Origin of the sequence: Ruegeria sp. YS9 (assembly GCF_024628725.1) — a bacterium.
In the GTDB taxonomy this organism is placed as follows: Bacteria; Pseudomonadota; Alphaproteobacteria; order Rhodobacterales; family Rhodobacteraceae; genus Ruegeria; species Ruegeria atlantica_C.
Window position 1 is genome coordinate 3153787 of the sequence record NZ_CP102409.1, and the last position, 17716, is coordinate 3171502.

The 17716-nt window shown below is 59.7% G+C and carries 17 protein-coding genes; 7 read left to right on the top strand and 10 right to left on the bottom strand.

Annotated elements, in window-relative coordinates; genetic code table 11:
- Positions 1-127 precede the first annotated feature (127 nt).
- Positions 128-1960: a dihydroxy-acid dehydratase gene (ilvD, locus tag NOR97_RS15905; protein ID WP_257599787.1), complete on the bottom strand. Its 1833-nt coding sequence runs from the start codon at positions 1958-1960 to the stop codon at positions 128-130.
- 107 nt (positions 1961-2067) lie between these two features.
- Between ilvD and NOR97_RS15910 the strand changes: the two genes are divergently transcribed.
- From NOR97_RS15910 to NOR97_RS15925, 4 genes are all read left to right on the top strand, one after another.
- A complete protein-coding gene (locus NOR97_RS15910) occupies positions 2068-2631 on the top strand; it encodes a helix-turn-helix domain-containing protein (protein WP_257599788.1) in 564 nt (187 codons plus the stop codon).
- Positions 2628-2897 carry a hypothetical protein gene (locus NOR97_RS15915; RefSeq protein WP_152459709.1) on the top strand — a complete coding sequence of 90 codons (270 nt, stop codon included), beginning with the start codon at positions 2628-2630 and terminating at the stop codon, positions 2895-2897. Before NOR97_RS15910 ends, NOR97_RS15915 begins: the two co-directional genes overlap by 4 nt.
- A gap of 71 nt (positions 2898-2968) precedes the next feature.
- Complete coding sequence (gene sseA, locus NOR97_RS15920) at positions 2969-3823, top strand: 3-mercaptopyruvate sulfurtransferase (RefSeq protein WP_170345741.1); 855 nt, start codon at positions 2969-2971, stop codon at positions 3821-3823.
- Positions 3823-5007, top strand: a complete 1185-nt coding sequence (locus NOR97_RS15925) for an amino acid aminotransferase (protein WP_257599789.1) — start codon at positions 3823-3825, stop codon at positions 5005-5007. Before sseA ends, NOR97_RS15925 begins: the two co-directional genes overlap by 1 nt.
- Before the next feature lie 69 nt (positions 5008-5076).
- Here NOR97_RS15925 and NOR97_RS15930 read toward each other — a convergent pair whose 3' ends face one another.
- Both NOR97_RS15930 and NOR97_RS15935 read right to left on the bottom strand, forming a co-directional pair.
- On the bottom strand, positions 5077-6399 hold the full coding sequence (locus NOR97_RS15930; protein ID WP_257599790.1) for an ammonium transporter: 1323 nt from the start codon (positions 6397-6399) through the stop codon (positions 5077-5079).
- A gap of 34 nt (positions 6400-6433) precedes the next feature.
- On the bottom strand, positions 6434-6772 hold the full coding sequence (locus NOR97_RS15935) for a P-II family nitrogen regulator (protein ID WP_170345738.1): 339 nt from the start codon (positions 6770-6772) through the stop codon (positions 6434-6436).
- Between the two features lie 258 nt (positions 6773-7030).
- On the opposite strand from NOR97_RS15935, the gene NOR97_RS15940 reads away from it, so the two are divergent.
- Entirely contained in the window at positions 7031-9205 is a 2175-nt protein-coding gene (locus tag NOR97_RS15940; protein ID WP_257599791.1) for a transglycosylase domain-containing protein, read from the top strand.
- A gap of 72 nt (positions 9206-9277) precedes the next feature.
- Here NOR97_RS15940 and leuB read toward each other — a convergent pair whose 3' ends face one another.
- A complete protein-coding gene (gene leuB, locus NOR97_RS15945; protein WP_170345736.1) occupies positions 9278-10381 on the bottom strand; it encodes a 3-isopropylmalate dehydrogenase in 1104 nt (367 codons plus the stop codon).
- A gap of 91 nt (positions 10382-10472) precedes the next feature.
- Between leuB and NOR97_RS15950 the strand changes: the two genes are divergently transcribed.
- Positions 10473-11000 carry a redoxin domain-containing protein gene (locus tag NOR97_RS15950; protein ID WP_257599792.1) on the top strand — a complete coding sequence of 176 codons (528 nt, stop codon included), beginning with the start codon at positions 10473-10475 and terminating at the stop codon, positions 10998-11000.
- Positions 11001-11003: 3 nt separating this feature from the next.
- Here the strand turns inward: NOR97_RS15950 and NOR97_RS15955 are convergent, their stop codons facing one another.
- Complete coding sequence (locus NOR97_RS15955; RefSeq protein ID WP_170345734.1) at positions 11004-11897, bottom strand: LysR family transcriptional regulator; 894 nt, start codon at positions 11895-11897, stop codon at positions 11004-11006.
- Between the two features lie 84 nt (positions 11898-11981).
- On the opposite strand from NOR97_RS15955, the gene NOR97_RS15960 reads away from it, so the two are divergent.
- Positions 11982-12890, top strand: coding sequence for an epimerase (locus tag NOR97_RS15960; protein WP_257599793.1), 909 nt, complete (start codon positions 11982-11984; stop codon positions 12888-12890).
- Here the strand turns inward: NOR97_RS15960 and NOR97_RS15965 are convergent.
- The 5 genes from NOR97_RS15965 to leuC all read right to left on the bottom strand — a co-directional run bounded on the left by NOR97_RS15965 (position 12882) and on the right by leuC (position 17712).
- On the bottom strand, positions 12882-13910 hold the full coding sequence (locus NOR97_RS15965) for an endonuclease/exonuclease/phosphatase family protein (protein WP_257599794.1): 1029 nt from the start codon (positions 13908-13910) through the stop codon (positions 12882-12884). The two genes, NOR97_RS15960 and NOR97_RS15965, sit on opposite strands and share 9 nt — an antisense overlap.
- Positions 13907-14737, bottom strand: coding sequence for a hypothetical protein (locus NOR97_RS15970; protein ID WP_170345731.1), 831 nt, complete (start codon positions 14735-14737; stop codon positions 13907-13909). The genes NOR97_RS15965 and NOR97_RS15970 overlap by 4 nt, the downstream gene beginning before the upstream one ends.
- 331 nt (positions 14738-15068) lie before the next feature.
- Positions 15069-15674, bottom strand: a complete 606-nt coding sequence (leuD, locus tag NOR97_RS15975; RefSeq protein WP_170345730.1) for a 3-isopropylmalate dehydratase small subunit — start codon at positions 15672-15674, stop codon at positions 15069-15071.
- A gap of 42 nt (positions 15675-15716) precedes the next feature.
- Complete coding sequence (locus NOR97_RS15980; RefSeq protein ID WP_170345729.1) at positions 15717-16271, bottom strand: HdeD family acid-resistance protein; 555 nt, start codon at positions 16269-16271, stop codon at positions 15717-15719.
- A 37-nt stretch (positions 16272-16308) separates the two neighbouring features.
- Complete coding sequence (leuC, locus tag NOR97_RS15985; protein ID WP_170345728.1) at positions 16309-17712, bottom strand: 3-isopropylmalate dehydratase large subunit; 1404 nt, start codon at positions 17710-17712, stop codon at positions 16309-16311.
- Positions 17713-17716: the final 4 nt, after the last annotated feature.

Consider the following 17716-nt stretch of genomic DNA (forward strand, 5'->3'; position numbering starts at 1 on the left):
TTGCGCGGCGCCGGGCCCAAGGCCAAACGTGGCATCAGCAAAGCTGATGGTGCGATTTGGGCGCGGGAGTTCTTGAGGACGGTCGAAATCCCGGCTCGCCGCCTCAGCAAGCCGGTCCCGCAGGCGCTCAGACTTGGCGAACAGCCCCTTTTGCTGCGCTGGTCGTCAGCTTTGCATAGGCCTTGAGCGCAGTGGACACCTTGCGTTTGCGGGGCGCGGCGGGCTCCCACCCCTTTGCGTCCTGTTCCGTGCGGCGGGCGGCCAGCTCTTCATCTGACACAGCCAGATGAATGGTGCGGTTGGGGATGTCGATCTCGATCGTGTCGCCATTCTGCACCAGGCCGATCTCACCGCCTTCGGCCGCCTCGGGTGATACATGTCCGATCGACAGGCCTGATGTGCCGCCCGAGAAACGACCATCGGTCAGCAGCGCGCAGGCTTTGCCCAGTCCTTTGGACTTCAGATATGACGTCGGATACAGCATTTCCTGCATCCCCGGGCCGCCGCGCGGGCCTTCATAGCGGATCACCACCACGTCGCCTTCTTTTACCTTGCCGGTGAGAATGTCGTTGACCGCCTGATCCTGACTTTCGCACACGTAAGCCGAGCCAGTAAACTTCAGGATATTGGAGTCCACGCCAGCAGTTTTCACGATACAGCCGTCGCGGGCGATATTGCCGAACAGAACGGCCAGACCGCCATCCTGGCTGAACGCGTGTTCTTTCGAGCGGATCACGCCGCCTTCACGGTCGGTATCCAGTTCCTTGTACCGGTTCGACTGGCTGAACGCCTGTGTGGTGCGCACGCCGCCGGGGGCGGCTTTGAACAGCTCCTGCGCCTTGGGATTGTTGGCGACCTTGATGTCCCAGTTGGCGATCGCCTCGCCCATCGTGGCGGAATGCACCGTGCTGCATTCCTCGTGCAGCAGGCCAGCGCGGCTGAGCTCTCCGAGAATCGAGAAGATACCTCCGGCGCGGTGGACGTCTTCCATGTGCACATTTTCGGTGTTGGGCGCGACTTTGCACAGGCAGGGAACGCGGCGGCTCAGGCGGTCCATGTCGGTCATGGTGAAATCAACGCCACCCTCATGCGCGATCGCCAGCAGATGCAGAACCGTGTTGGTCGATCCGCCCATGGCGATGTCGAGGCTCATGGCGTTTTCGAATGCTTCGAAGGTGGCAATCTCGCGTGGGAGAAAACCTTTTTCGTCTAGGTCATAATGGCGCTTGGTGATCTCGACGATCCGGCGGCCTGCCTCAAGGAACAGCTCTTTGCGGTCGGCATGTGTCGCCAGTGTCGAGCCGTTGCCCGGCAGGGCGAGACCCAACGCTTCGGCCAGACAGTTCATCGAGTTCGCAGTGAACATGCCAGAACAGGACCCGCAGGTCGGGCAGGCATTCTCTTCGATATGTTGTACCTGTTCGTCGGTGAATTTGTCGTCCGCCGCGGCGACCATGGCGTCGACGAGGTCGATCTTCTTGGCATCCAGATCTGCGATATCGATCTTGCCGGCCTCCATCGGCCCGCCCGAGACAAATATGGCAGGGATGTTCAGGCGCATCGCGGCCATCAGCATGCCGGGAGTGATCTTGTCGCAATTCGAAATGCAGACCATCGCGTCGGCACAATGCGCGTTGACCATGTATTCGACCGAATCCGCAATGACTTCGCGCGAGGGCAGCGAATACAACATCCCGTCATGGCCCATTGCGATGCCGTCATCCACCGCGATCGTGTTGAATTCTTTTGCAACGCCACCGGCGGCCTCGACCTCGCGCGCAACCATCTGACCCAGGTCCTTCAGGTGGACGTGACCGGGCACGAACTGGGTGAACGAGTTGACGATGGCAATGATCGGTTTGCCGAAATCATCGTCTCCCATGCCGGTGGCGCGCCAAAGGCCGCGTGCGCCAGCCATGTTGCGGCCATGGGTTGAGGTTCTGGATCGGTACAATGGCATGATGCTGTTTCCCTGTTGCCTCGGGGTGCATGTCTTGGGGTTCGTACGTTATAGCGCACGTACCACATGTGCGCTATAACGCACAAGAGGATTCGCGGGACGATGAGATGGACTCTGACGATATAACGCTGAAACTGCGGGACGTGCGTGCGGCATCGGGCCTGAGCCTGTCGAAAGTGGCCGAGATGACTGGCGTGAGCAAAGCCATGCTGGGGCAGATCGAGCGCGGCGAATCCAGCCCGACCATCGCAACGCTGTGGAAAATTGCCAAGGGGTTTCAACTGCCGCTCAGCGCGCTGATCGATACGATGAACGGGGATCCTTCGGTATTTCAGACCGTAACTTTCCCCGGCACGATCGAGGTCAAGATCGTCTTTCCATTCGATCCCGCTCTGGGGGCCGAGACGTTCCACGTCAACCTCAAGCCGAACCAAAGCCACGAGTCGCCCGCCCACGCGACAGGCGTGACCGAGGAGGTCTTTGTTCTGAGCGGCACGCTTGAGATCCTGCGCGGAGACGAGTGGGTTTCCCTACAGGCCGGGCAGGGGCTGCGTTTCGCGGCAGATCTCCCGCACGGGTATCGCGCCGGTCCGCAGGGGGCGGCCTTTTTGAACATGCACCATTACGCCCAACACACCGAATTTGTTGAGAACGGCAAGGCCCATTCATGACCGCATTTTTCGACAGCCTGACCATCGTCGACGCCATCGGCTCTTTCGGGGCTCTGATCGTGGTCGCCGCGTATTTCGCAACACAGATGCGGATGATGAACTCGGATGATCTGGCCTTTCCGGTGATCAACCTGCTGGGCTCGGTGTTGATCGTCTATTCCCTGCTCCAGAACTTCAATCTCGCATCAATGTTGATCGAGGGGTTCTGGATTCTGATCAGCCTCATTGGGATTATCCAACATTTCCGCCTGCGCAGCGCCAAGTGAGCGCTATCCAGCCTTGAACCCCTATGCCGCCGGGTATAGGGAAAAATCAAGCGCGCTTAGGGGAGGCTTTGATGCAGGACGATCCAAAAACCCTCGTATCCACCGAATGGCTGGCCGCGCATATAAAGGATCCGGATCTGCGGATTCTGGACGGGTCGTGGTACTTGCCCGCGCAAAATCGTGATGCAAAGGCCGAATATGATGCAGGCCACATCCCCGGTGCGCGGTTCTTTGATATTGATGAGATATCTGATCACCGTTCCGACTTGCCGCACATGGCGCCTCCGGTCGAGAAATTCATGTCGCGCCTGCGCGCGATGGGGGTGGGCGATGGTCATCAGGTCGTGGTCTACGATGGCGCCGGGCTGATGTCGGCCGCGCGGGTCTGGTGGCTGTTCCGTCTGATGGGGCAGGAAAACATCGCGGTTCTGGATGGTGGATTCCCCAAATGGCAGGCGGAAGGGCGCGAGGTTGAAGACCTGCCGCCGGTCATCCGTGATCGTCATATGACCGTTCGGGTGCAAAATCAGCTTGTCCGGGACGTCACGCAAGTGTCCGCCGCCGCCAAGCTGGGTGATCATGAGATTATCGACGCCCGCTCGGCCAGCCGGTTTTCCGGGGCCGAGGCCGAACCGCGCGAGGGGCTGCGCTCGGGGCATATCCCGGGTTCACGCAATGTCCCCTTTGGCCAGTTGCTGAACGCCAATGGCACCATGAAGTCGCCGGAAGAATGCCGCGCCATATTCGAGGCGGCGGGCGTCGATCTGTCGAAACCGGCGATCACTTCGTGCGGGTCCGGCGTGACTGCCGCGATCCTGAGCCTTGCGCTGGAGCGCATGGGCAAGAAAGACCACTCGCTTTATGACGGCTCATGGGCTGAATGGGGCGCCTTCCCGACCCTGCCCGTCGCAACCGGAGAGACCTGATGTTCGAGAACCTGAAACCGCAGCCTGCCGACAAGATCCTGGCGCTGATGCAGATGTACCGCGAAGACCCGCGCGATCAGAAGATCGACCTGGGTGTCGGCGTCTACAAAAACGCAGAAGGCATTACCCCGGTCATGCGCGCCGTCAAAGCGGCCGAGCAGCGCATCTGGGAAGAGCAGGAAACCAAAGCCTATACCGGGCTGGCCGGCGACCCGGCCTATGCGGATGCGATGATCGGTCTGATCCTCGGCACCTCGGTTCAGCGCGGCAATATCGCGGCTGTGGCGACACCGGGCGGTACCGGCGCCTGCCGTCAGGCGTTCGAGATGATCCGCATGGCGAACCCGTCGGCCCGCGTCTTCGTGTCGAACCCGACATGGCCGAACCACTTGTCGATCCTGAACTACCTTGGGATTGAGACGGTTCAATACCGCTATTTCGATGGTGACACACGTGGCGTCGATTTCGACGGCATGATCGAAGACCTGAAGACCGCCAAGGCGGGTGACGTGGTTCTGCTGCACGGTTGCTGCCACAACCCGACCGGCGCCAACCTCAACATGGTTCAATGGCAGGAGGTCGTGAACCTGATCAACGCACTTGGCCTCGTTGCAATGATCGACATCGCCTATCAGGGCTTCGGCGACGGTCTGGAAGAGGATGCGCAAGCAACACGTTTGGTCGCGTCTTCGGTCAAGGAATGCCTGATAGCGGCGTCATGTTCGAAGAATTTCGGCGTGTATCGCGAACGCACCGGTTTGCTGATGGCCATCAGCGCCGATGGCGGGCAGACCGCTTTGAACCAGGGTACATTGGCATTCCTGAACCGCCAGAATTATTCGTTTCCACCCGACCACGGCGCACGCGTTGTGACCACGATCCTGATGGACGAAGCCCTGCGCGCCGACTGGATGGCCGAACTGGAAGAGGTGCGCCTGTCGATGCTGGGCCTGCGTCGCCAACTGGCCGATGAACTCCAGCGCCTGAGCGGCTCGGACCGCTTTGGTTTCATCGCCCAGCACCGCGGCATGTTCTCGCGCTTGGGTGCGGCCCCGGAACTGGTCGAGAAACTGCGCGTTGAACACGGCATCTACATGGTCGGCGACAGCCGCCTGAACATCGCCGGTCTGAACGCGACAACCGTGCCGATTCTGGCCAAGGCCATCATTGACGTCGGCGTCTGACTATCAGACATTGCCAAACAAAAAACCCGGGCACGAATGCCCGGGTTTTTTGTTTTGGTTGAAGTGGGCTCAGCCTTTCGAGAACTCGGGATAGGCTTCCATACCCAGTTCGCCCATGTCGAGCCCGTTGATCTCTTCTTCCTCGCCGACCCGCAGGCCGACCGTAGCCTTGAGGACCGAGAAGAGAATGAAGCTGACTATGAAAACGAAGAGACCGATGGCCGCGAAGCCGATGATCTGGGTCACGAAGGATGCATCACCGTTGGTCCATGCCACGATGAAGGTGCCCCAGAAGCCTGCGATCAGGTGAACCGGGATCGCACCGACCACGTCATCGATCTTCATGCGGTCCAGCATCGGAACGGTCAGGACAACGATCACACCGCCGATTGCGCCAATGATCAGTGCCTGAAACAGCGACGGTGCCAGTGGTTCAGCGGTGATTGACACCAGCCCGGCCAGCGCGCCGTTCAGAACCATGGTCAGGTCGACCTTGCCGTACATCACCTGCGTCAGGATCAGGGCGGCGACGGCACCGGCGGCAGCGGCCATGTTGGTGTTGGCGAAGATACGGCTGATATCGGCCATGTCACCGATGGTTCCCATTGCCAGCTGCGAGCCGCCGTTGAAACCGAACCAACCCAACCACAGGATGAACGTCCCCAAGGTTGCCAGCGCCAGGTTTGAACCGGGGATCGGAACAACCTTGCCTTCTTTGTTGTACTTGCCGATACGCGGGCCCAGGACGATGGCACCGGCCAGAGCTGCGAAACCACCTGCGGCATGCACCAGGGTCGAGCCGGCGAAGTCGCTGAAGCCCATCTCGGACAACCAGCCGCCACCCCACTGCCAGGACGCTTCGATCGGGTAGATGATGCCCGTCAGGACGATCACGAAGAAGAAGAAGGGCCACAGTTTGACGCGTTCGGCCATGGTGCCCGACACGATGGACGCGGTGGTGGCGCAGAACATCAGTTGGAAAAAGAAGTCTGAACCGACCGACGCATAATCCAGCGCGGTTTCGGTGTCGGCCAAACCAACCGGCTCGAGCGACGTTGGCGAGAACGCGCCCAGAATGCCTGTGATGGTCCAGCCATCACCGGGGTACATCAGGTTGAAACCGACCAGCCAGTACATGATGGCCGCAAAGGAAAACAGGCCCATGTTCTTGACCAACTGCATGGCCACGTTTTTCGAACGCACCAGACCGGCCTCGAGCATGGCAAAGCCCGCGGCCATCCAGAATACCAGAAAACCGCCGACCAGAAACAACAGCGAAGTCAGGATGTATTGCGTATGCTGTGCGGTCTCGCCTGCGGCCTCTTGCGCCAGGCCCATCTGCGGCAGCGCGGCAATCGCGGCGGCAGGGATGAGAGATTTCATCAGGTTCATGTGTCTTCCTCGAATGAGTGTGATTGGGCGCGCTTTACAGCGCGTCCTCGTTGGTTTCCCCGGTCCGCACGCGCAGCGCCTGCTCGACATCGAGGACGAAAATCTTGCCGTCGCCGATCTTGCCGGTCTTGGCGGTTTTGGTGATGGTCTCGACGATCTGGTCGGTCATCGCGGCGGGCACCACGATTTCCAGCTTGATCTTGGGCACGAAGTTCACCGCGTATTCGGCCCCCCGATAGATTTCGGTGTGGCCGGATTGCGAGCCGAAGCCCTTGATCTCGGTCACCATCATGCCGCGCACGCCGGCCTCGGTCAGTGCCTCGCGCACCTCCTCCAGCTTGAACGGCTTGATTGTCGCAATGATCAGTTTCACGTCTTTCCCCTCTGGTTCTCCGGTGGAGCCGGTTTGTTTGCACCCGCAGAAAAATGCGCGACGGATCGTGGTATGAAACGGCTCTTGGGGGTCAAAGGGCTGCCAATTGGCGGAAAATTGCACAATTTTTGCACAATTCGGGTGCTCTGATTAAATAAAGGGCAGTGTTGTGAGGGGAATTTTCGGAAATTCGGACCTCTACATACTCGGATCACCGGGGTATGGTGGCGCAAAAGAAAAACCGGGCAGAGTTTGAGCATGACTGAGTCCAAGCGACGCAAGCCGAAATTGGTTGCGGACAAAAGGTACCCGTCAAAGGGTCGTAAACCGTCGGCATCCAAGCGCCCGGCGGGCAAGAAGGCAACGGCTCGCAAAACCACCACACGCAAAACTGCGCGCAAAAAGACACGCAAGAGATCGGGGGGCAAAGGCGGCGGCATCCTGCGTCGTTTTTTCCGCTGGGTCTGGCGGATGGTCTGGGGTCTGACCTGGCGGGTCGGAGCGGTCGTGGCCATCCTGATCGCCCTGGCGGTGGGTATCGTCTATTCCTCGTTGCCTGAGTTGGATGCCTTGTTGGACGGCCGTGCGCGCGGGTCTGTCACGCTGCTGGACCGCGACGGCAAAGTGTTTGCCTGGCGCGGCGACCAGTTTGGCGGGGTGATCACGGCCGATACGGTGTCGCCGCATCTGAAAAACGCCGTCATCGCGACCGAGGACAAACGGTTCTATCGCCATTTCGGGGTCAGCCCGCGCGGTGTCGCAAGCGCCGTGCGCATCAACCTGAGCGAAGGGCGCGGCCCGTTGTCCGGGCATGGCGGGTCGACCATAACGCAGCAAACGGCCAAATTGCTGTGTCTGGGCGTGCCTTATGATCCGGCTGAATGGGAATCAGAGGCCGCCTATGAAGCCGATTGCCGTCAGGGATCACTGTGGCGCAAGGCCAAAGAGGCCATTTATGCAATTGCGATGGAGGTGAAATACTCCAAGGATGAAATTCTGACGATCTACCTGAACCGGGCTTTCCTTGGTGCTGGTGCGCGCGGGTTCGAGGCCGCAAGCCAGCGGTACTTTGGCAAGTCCGCCGCCGAAGTCTCGCCAGCCGAGGCAGCGATGTTGGCCGGGCTGTTGGTTGCGCCCACACGCTATGCGCCGACGAACAATCTGCAACGGTCGCAGGACCGGGCCCGCATTGTAATCGGTCTGATGGAGAATCAGGGCTATCTGACCTCGGCGCAGGCCAGCGAAGCGCGGGCGCGCCCGGCCCAACTGTCCGAGGCGGCGGCTGCGCGGGCCGGGGGGTATTTTGCGGATTGGGTCATGGCCAGCGGGCCCGAGTTCTTTACCCGCAACACGACCGAAGATGTGGTGATCCGGACAACTTTGGATCAGCGCATTCAGACCTCTGCGGAAGAGGCGCTGAAATTCATCTTTCAGGAAAAAGTCCGCGAAGGATCAAAGGCGCAGGCGGCCATTGTGGTGATGTCGGCCGACGGTGCGGTGCGCGCGATGGTTGGTGGGCGCAAGACACGTGTGTCTGGGGCGTTCAACCGGGCGACGCAGGCGTTGCGACAGACAGGGTCATCGTTCAAGCCATTCGTCTACGCCACCGCGCTGGAACTGGGATATTCGCCGCTGGATACGGTGATGGATGAACCCTATTGCGTCGATATTCCGGGGTCAGGCCAGTGGTGCCCCAAGAACTATACCAACAAGTATTATGGGCGGGTGACCTTGGCCGATGCGCTGAAAAACTCGCTGAACATACCGGCGGTGAAAGTGGCCGAGATTTCCGGCCTGGACAATGTTCGGACGGTCGCCAGCGGCTTTGGGATTGCCAGCGACCTGGCACAGGGGCCCGCGCTGGCGCTTGGTGCCTCTGAAAGCACGTTGATCGAGATGACCGGCGCATATGCGGGCATCCTGAATGGCGGGTCACAGGTTGAGCCTTATGGGCTGACCGAACTGAAACTGCTGGGCGACGAAACACCCGTCATGGTCACGACAACCGGTATTGGCGAGAGGGTCATCAATGAAAAGGCTGCCAGACAGCTGACCTGGATGATGGAACGTGTGGTCTCTGAAGGAACCGGCGGGCGGGCCAAATTGCCCGGCTGGCAGGTGGCGGGCAAGACCGGAACGACCCAGGCCGCACGCGATGCGTGGTTCATCGGGTTCACGGCGGATTATGTGGCCGGGGTCTGGATGGGATATGATGACAACACGCCTTTGTCCGGCGTAACCGGGGGCGGGTTGCCTGCCGAGATCTGGAAGGAAACCATGCTGCGCGTGACCGAGGGGATGACACCCACACCCCTGCCGATGATGGCGCCGGAACCACCGGTTCAGGTCGCCCAGCCGCAGCCCCGCCGAAAGCGCGGAGGTTTTGCCAACGACATCAACAATCTGCTTAAGAACATTTTCGGCGGCAACTAAAGCAAACTCGAAAACGACAGAACAAAAAAAGGCGGTGCACCGGGCACCGCCTTTTCTTCTTTGTTTCGTTGCTTAGACGCTTGCGTCCAATGCAGACAGGATTGCGTCGCCCATTTCGCTGGTCGACACGGGCTGAACGCCCTCATCCGCCAGCAGATCGCCGGTGCGAACGCCGTCGGCCAGAACTTTCTCGATCGCAGCTTCCAGCCGATCCGCTTCCTCGCCCTGATCAAAGCTGTAGCGCAGAGCCATCGCAAAGCTGAGGATACAGGCGATCGGGTTGGCTTTGCCCTGACCTGCGATATCGGGGGCCGACCCGTGTACGGGCTCGTACATCGCCTTGGGGCGTCCATTGGCCATCGGCGCGCCCAGCGACGCCGACGGCAACATACCCAGAGACCCGGTCAGCATCGCGGCGCAGTCCGACAGGATGTCGCCGAACAGGTTGTCGGTCAGGATCACGTCAAACTGCTTGGGTGCGCGCACCAGCTGCATGGCACCGTTGTCGGCGTACATATGGCTCAGTTCGACCTCGGGGTAGTCAGCGGAAACGCGGTTGACGACTTCGCGCCACAGGATGCCCGATTCCATCACGTTGGCCTTTTCCATCGAGCACAGCTTTTTGTTCCGGCGCATCGCCAGTTCAAAGGCCGAGCGCGCGGCGCGTTCAATCTCGGATTCGGTGTAGCGCTGGGTATTGATGCCAACGCGCTCATTGCCTTCCTCGAAGATGCCGCGCGGTTCACCGAAATAGACGCCCGAGGTCAGTTCGCGCACGATCATGATATCCAGACCGGCAACGATGTCTTTCTTCAACGACGAGAAATCGGCCAACGCGTCAAAGCACTGGGCCGGGCGCAGGTTCGAATACAGGTCCATTTCCTTGCGCAGGCGCAGCAGGCCGCGCTCGGGCTTGAGGCTGAAATCCAGATCGTCGTATTTCGGACCGCCAACGGCGCCCAGCAGAACGGCGTCGACCTCCTGCGCCTTGGCCATCGTCTCATCGGACAGAGGCGTGCCGTGGGCATCATAGGCGGCACCGCCGACAAGGTCCTCGCTCACGTCAAATTGAAGACCGCGATTGGCGCCGAACCAATCAATGATTCTGCGCACTTCGGCCATAACTTCCGGGCCAATTCCGTCTCCGGGCAGGATGAGGAGCGAGGGGTTGGACATCGACAGTCTCCTTGCGTTTTGTTGCACAGGGCCTAGCGTCTGCGTTGCATCGGGTCAATGAGACGAACCTGCCAAATCAGAGGGAATTCACATGCTGACACCTGGAATTCCGGTTCCTGCGCTGAAAATCGATACTGTTGCCCATGGCAGCTTCGATCTTGACGTGGACAAGGGCGAAAACGGGACGCTGGTGATTCAATATCGCGGGCTGCATTGCCCGATCTGCATCAGGCAGATGGCCGAGGTCGAAGCGGCGCTGGATGACTTTGCGGCGCTGGGCGTCGAGGTCATCATGATCACCACCGATACAGCCGAGCGCGCGGCGGAAACCACCGACAAAGCCGAAGCGTCGCGCCTGCGTGTGGGTCACAGCCTGCCGCTGTCTGCTGCGCGCGACGATTGGGGACTGAACATCTCGATCAAGCGCGAAGGCAGCGCCGAACCGGCCCTGTTCGCAGAGCCCGGGCATTTCTACATCGCACCCGACCGGACGCTGTACTATGCGTGGCAACAGACCACGCCTTTCGGTCGCCCGTCCATGGCGGATATTGCGGGTGGTTTGAAATTCACATTGGGCAACAACTATCCCGCGCGCGGCACTTATACCGGCCCTCTTTGATCGTCAGAGACTGGCTTTGAGCCCTTCGGCCAACAAATCCCAGACCCTGCGAATGCGTGGGGTCTGGCGCATGGCCTGAGGTGCGGCCAGCCACACCGGAAGAATCGGGATGTCCACATCCAGCGGCAGGATTTCCACGTCGGGGTCGGCTTCGGCAACCTGTACCTGACTGAAGCCTATGCCACAGCCCGCCCGGATCAGTTCCCAATAGGCGCTTTGCAGGTCACAGCGGGTGGCAAAGCTGTCGCGGCTGGCGGGCCATCCCTTTTCACGCATGGCCTTGATGATTTCCTGGTTCGCGTCAAAACCCACCAGGTCATGCGTAAACAGTTCTTCCGGCGTCTTGGGGCGCCCCTTCCGGTCCAGATAGGACTTGGCGGCACAAAAACACAGCGGCACATCCCCGAGATAGCGGGAAATGAGATCTACCTGCGCAGGGCGATACATCCGCACGGCGATATCCGCCTCGCGATAGAGTAGATTCTCGGTGGTGTCGGTGGCCACCAGTTCAAGCTGTATCGTGGGTTCCTGCTTGCGGATGGACGCCAGTATCGGTGGCAGCAGGTGATGCGAGGCAAAGACCGATGCGGTGATACGCACCGAGCCTTCAAGCTGTTGCGATTGCCCCGCGGCGGCAAGACTGAACGCGGTCATGGCGCTGTGCATCTGCTGGGCCATCGGCAAAAGCTGTGAACCCGCTTCGCTGAGCTTCAGACCGCGCGCGTGGCGATCGAAAAGCGAGACACCCAGCTCGTCCTCGAGATTTTGAACCTGTCGCCCCAAAGTGGGTTGGCTGCGATTGAGATGCCGTGCGGCGGCAGACAGCGATCCGGTCTCGGCCACGGCCAGAAAGCATTGGATCAGAGACCAATCTGCATGTGTCAGTGCTTTATCCATTCATAAATGAATACACGTTCTGCGTTCTGCGGCAATTCCTTGCGCGAAGTGAATGGGTAGATTGATCTCAGTCAGGAGGCAGACATGGCACGATCAGCACTGGTATTGGGCGCATCAGGTCGCTTTGGACGCAATGCAGCACAGGCATTCAGGCACGCGGGCTGGGACGTGACAGAATTTGACCGCAGGTCCGATTCGCTGTCACAGGCGGCGCGCGGCGTGGACGTCATCGTGAACGGATGGAACCCGCCCTATCCCGATTGGGCGCGCGATGTGCCTGTGCTGACCAAGCGGGTGATAGATGCGGCCTCAGATACGGGGGCGACCGTGATTGTGCCGGGCAATGTCTACGTATTTGGCGAAGATACGCCGGGTCCATGGTCGGGCGGGACGCCGCATCGGGCCACCAATCCTCTGGGTCGGGTCCGGATCGACATGGAAGAGGCCTATCGCGCGTCGACCGTGCGCACCATCCTTTTGCGTGCCGGGGATTTCATTGACACCAATGCATCCGGAAACTGGTTCGATCAGGTCATGATCAAGCGTTTGTCGCGCGGTCGGTTCGTTTATCCCGGTGATCCGGAGGCGCCGCACGCTTGGGCCTTTCTGCCTGATCTGGCCCGCGCCGCCGTCGCGCTGGCTGAGATTCGCGAAGACCTCCCCCGATACTGCGATGTTCCATTTGAAGGGTATACTTTGACCGGGACGCAGATCGCTCAATCGCTTTCGCATGTCACCGGCCGGACGGTTGCAGTGCGGCGCATGAAATGGTGGCCATTGCAATTGGCCCGCCCATTCTGGCGCATGGCCCCTCATTTGATCGAGATGCGGTACCTCTGGCACGTGCCGCATCAACTGGATGGCGGCTATGTGAAAGAATTGCTGGGCTCGTTTCCCAAAACGAATTTGGAGGATGCCTTGCGTTCCGCCATTCCGCCCCAACGGGCCGCTTCATCGCCAACAACCGGGAACAGGGGCGAGGTTCTAGGGTAGGGTTATGTCAACCCAGACCAGTCGATGCCTGCTGGCGCGTCGGGCACTGTCGTACAGCGTGTCACCTTCCACGGGCCAGACAATGCCGGTTTCCAAGATTTGCAGATCACTGGACGGCAACACATAGTCAACGCGCATTTCCCCGGTGGCTTTCCATTCGACTGTTGCTGATGAACCCGATGGGTCCTTTGGCATCGGGTCCTGCACCTGGGGATCGGTCAAAAGCGCGCGAATGGCCTGCTTGTGGCCTTCTCCGCGGGTCGGGTCGAGGTTGGCGTCGGCAGCTATCACGAAGGGGCTTTGAGGAACTGGCCCCAGACCGCCATTCAGCAAAACCGACCACAGGCGAATCTCATCCCTGTTGCGCAGACCATTGCGATCTTCGGGGCCGTCAAAAACCGGTGGGGCAGCGTGAAAGGTCATCAGGCTGAAACGCCCATTCGGGGTTTCGATCGGAAGCACCCAATGCACGGTCGAGGACAGGCGCTGAATGTCGTGCGCAGCTTCAGACGGGAAGGGAAGGCCGTTTTTGCTTGGTAAAGTGGCCCCAGGCAGGTCTTTCCACCGCAGATCGGTGTAATCCTGAACGTCATCGGTCAGGATTTCGAAACGGGACAACACCGCCACCCCTCCGTGGCCGGTGAACTTTCCCCAGCCCTGCGCGTCGCCGGGACCTTGCGTTTGGCCATCTCCGTCCAGATCCAGCGGTGTTTCCAGCCCTGCATTTGGTCGGGCGGAAAAGTGATAGGGGAAATCCAGACCGGCATCGCGCAGTTTTTCGGACAGGGCGCTCAGGGCTGCGCCTTCCAGATCCCAGTCGATGCCTTGCAGGGCTATGACATCAGGTCGCGCGGCGGAAATGACCTCGACGACAGCGGCAACCTGCGCATCATCCCGCTGAATGTCGCGCAGCAGCAGGCCGGGGCCGTTTCTGCTGAGTTCAGTGTTGTAGGTGGCGATGCGATAAACCTCTGCCTGTGCCGAGAAAGGCAGCAGCAGCAAAGCAAGGGCGCGGATCATGCGGCCTGCGTTGTCTCGCTTGTCGAATAGGCGCGGCGCTTTTCCACGATCAGACCTGCGATGCGAAGCGTCGCCATGCCGCGCATGATCATGCTGGCGGGCAGGAAGGCCCAGGCGCACATGGTCCAGATCAGCGTCTGCGGATTGCTCAGCGAGATCGGGGCGACAACGCTGCTCATGAGCTTGATGACAGCGGGGATGACGAAGGGAAGCAGAACACCAATACAGATATTCAGGCGTCCGTCACGTTGCAGGCGGGTAACAACATCGCCGCCCTTGGTGGGATCAAACAGCGGTAGATTGGTCCACACGTTGAAGGCGCCATTGCCCGTGGGCCAGCCACGCACCTTGACCGCATAGGCAAAGCTGGCGACGGTGACCAAAGCAGCGACGTAGGCTACGCTGGCTGCGATCCGAACCAGTTCGATCAATGGCTGGCCCGCATCCAAGGGGAGCATCAGCACGATCAACCGAACCGGGGAATAGGGGAAGTCCGCGACATTCGCGACGGCCAGACCCACAGCGTAGGCAAACGTGGTCAGTTCAGTCGGTTCATAGGCGTTTTTGCAAACCAGCGTCAGAAAGGTGACCATCGACATCAACCCGACAAATCGCAGGCGGTTCACCGGTGGAGCATCGCGAAATTCAATAAAGCTGGGAAAGGCGGAATTGTACTCGGCGAACGTCAGGATGAACGCGAGAATCGCGAGGAAGACCAGAATCTCGGTCCCGTTCGTCGATGATACAGGCAGGTACAACGCGGGTGTCAGCACCATCAGTGCCACAAGTATTCCGCGTATCGCCGCCCCTGTTGTGCGCGCAATCACTATCCGAACCCTTTTTCAAACCGGATAAGCCGATCTTCGCCGACTTACATTCCAACTTGTTCCCATCGTCTCGAGTTTTGACGGATGCCTCTTTAGCGCCAACATGGACGATAAGCGGCATTTCGCTCAAGACAGGGTGCAGAAAACACGTGATTTCGGGCAAAATGATGGCGCAACTGGTGCGGGATTGCATCATTTTCGACGCAAATCCGACGTGTATCTCAAAGTGAGATCAAGATGTTGTGGTTCTGTGAAAATCAACCCCAAGAATGAGAGCGGGGCCGCCTTGGCGACCCCGTTAGGTTGTATGTCCAAAGAATCGGCTCGGGCCTTACACCCAGGGGCGGGCCTGACTTGCGTGATCCTCGAATTTGTCGATGTGGTGATTTTTCTCCATGGTCAGACCGATGTCGTCCAGACCGTTCAGCAGACAGTGCTTGCGGTGCGGGTCGATGTCGAATTCGATCACGACCCCGTCCGAAGTGGTGATCTGCTGATCTTCCAGGTGCACGGTCATGCGGGCGTTCTCACCCTTATGGGCGTCTTCCATCAGGATCGCGTGATGTTCTTCTTCGACCACGATCGGCAGGATGCCGTTCTTGAAGCAGTTGTTGAAAAAGATGTCGGCAAAGCTGGTCGAGATCACGACCTTGATGCCGAAATCCTTGATCGCCCATGGCGCGTGTTCGCGTGACGAGCCGCAGCCGAAATTGTCGCCGGCGACCAGAATTTCGGCCTCGCGATAGGCGGGCTTGTTCAGGACGAATTCTTCATTCTCCTGCCCGTCATCATGATAGCGCATTTCATCAAACAGCACGACGCCAAGGCCGGACCGTTTGATGGTTTTCAGATGCACTTTGGGGATGATCATATCAGTGTCGATGTTGATCAATGGCATCGGGGCGGCCACCCCGTGGACTTTTTCAAACTTTTCCATGTCTACACTCCTGCAGGAGAGGGCCGCGCCCGTGTCCTGCGATTAAGCTTCTTTCGCTTTGGTTGTTTCGTCCTTGGGTACGTTTTTCAAGAAGAGCGCCATGAACACCAATCCGAACCCGTTGAACAGCATCTCGATTCCCAGCAGGATACCCAGAAGGCTCAGCAAGGCGGCGGGTTCGCTGCTTGCGTAAGACCAGATGATACCTGCGAGGATGATCGACAAGATGCCCGAGATCATCGTGGGCCAGAAAAACTGTGTTCCTTTCATCTGGAACGACAGAATGACCCGTGCGATGCCGCCCGCCATGAACAGGATCAGCATCACGGTCGCCAGCGTCAGCGTTCCCTGTAGCGGGTGATCCAGAAAGGACCAGCCCAGGAACAGCATGACCGCGCCCATGATGAGTGACAGAATCTTGTTGCCGGTGCCTTCGACGGTGAAACCGCCGACCACCTGCAACGCGCCCGCAATCAGCAGTAGCGCACCGGTCACGACCGTTACGGCAAGCGAAGCCGCAATCGCATTGCCCAGCGCAAAGATGCCGAACGCTATCGATAGAAGCCCCAACAGGAGCCATTTAATCCAGTCACTCATGTCTTCAATCCCTCAAATATCTAGATATGAGGGCAGCTTACATCAATTCACGGACGTCTGTCAGCCGTCCCGTGATTGCCGCTGCGGCAGCCATTGCCGGGCTCAGCAGGTGTGTGCGCCCGCCGCGACCCTGACGGCCCTCGAAGTTACGGTTCGAGGTGGCGGCACAACGTTCACCCGGTTGCAACTGGTCCGGGTTCATCGCCAGACACATCGAACAGCCTGCCAGACGCCATTCGAATCCGGCCTCTTTGAAGATGTCGGCCAGGCCTTCTTCTTCGGCCTGAGCGCGGACCAGCCCCGAGCCGGGCACGACCATGGCGCGCATACCGTCCTTGATCTTCTTGCCTTTCAGGATCTCGGCCGCGGCACGCAGGTCTTCAATACGTCCGTTGGTGCAGGACCCGATAAAGACGGTGTCGATTTCGACATCGCTCAGCTTCTGACCGGCTTTCAGACCCATGTACTCGATTGACCGGCGGGCCGCCTCGACCTTGCCGCCTTCGAAATCCTCGGGGTGCGGCACGGTTGCCGTGATCGGCAGAACATCCTCGGGGCTGGTGCCCCAGGTGACGACGGGCGCGATGTCTTCGCCACGCAGGGTGATGACCTTGTCGAAATGCGCGTCTTCATCGGTATAGAGCGTTTTCCACCAGTTCAGAGCGGCCTCCCACTGCGCGCCCTTGGGCGCATGCGGACGGCCTTTGACATATTCGAACGTGGTTTCATCCGGTGCGATCAGCCCCGCGCGTGCGCCGCCTTCGATGGCCATGTTGCAGACGGTCATGCGGCCTTCCATCGACAGGTTGCGGATGGCTTCGCCGCAATACTCGATGACATAGCCGGTGCCGCCAGCAGTGCCGGTCTTGCCGATCACGGCCAGGGTGATGTCCTTGGCGGTCACGCCCGGCTGCAATTTGCCGGTGATTTCCACCTTCATGTTCTTGGATTTCTTCTGGATCAGTGTCTGCGTGGCCAGAACGTGTTCGACCTCGGACGTGCCGATGCCGTGGGCCAATGCGCCGAAGGCGCCGTGCGTGGCGGTATGGCTGTCGCCGCAGACGACAGTCATGCCCGGCAGGGTCCAGCCTTGTTCGGGGCCGACGATGTGCACGATGCCCTGGCGGACGTCATTCACCGGGTAATAGTGAATGCCGAAATCCCGGGCGTTCTTGTCCAGTGCTTCGACCTGAATGCGCGATTCGGGGTTTTCAATACCGTTCACCCGGTCCGGTGTGGTGGGTACGTTGTGGTCCGGTACGGCGATTGTCTTTTCCGGTGCGCGCACCTTGCGGCCCGCCATGCGCAGACCTTCGAAGGCCTGCGGGCTGGTGACTTCGTGCACCAGATGGCGGTCGATATACAGCAGGCAGGTGCCATCATCGGCTTCGTGCGCGACATGGGCATCCCAGATCTTGTCATAGAGTGTTTTGGGGGACATCGGT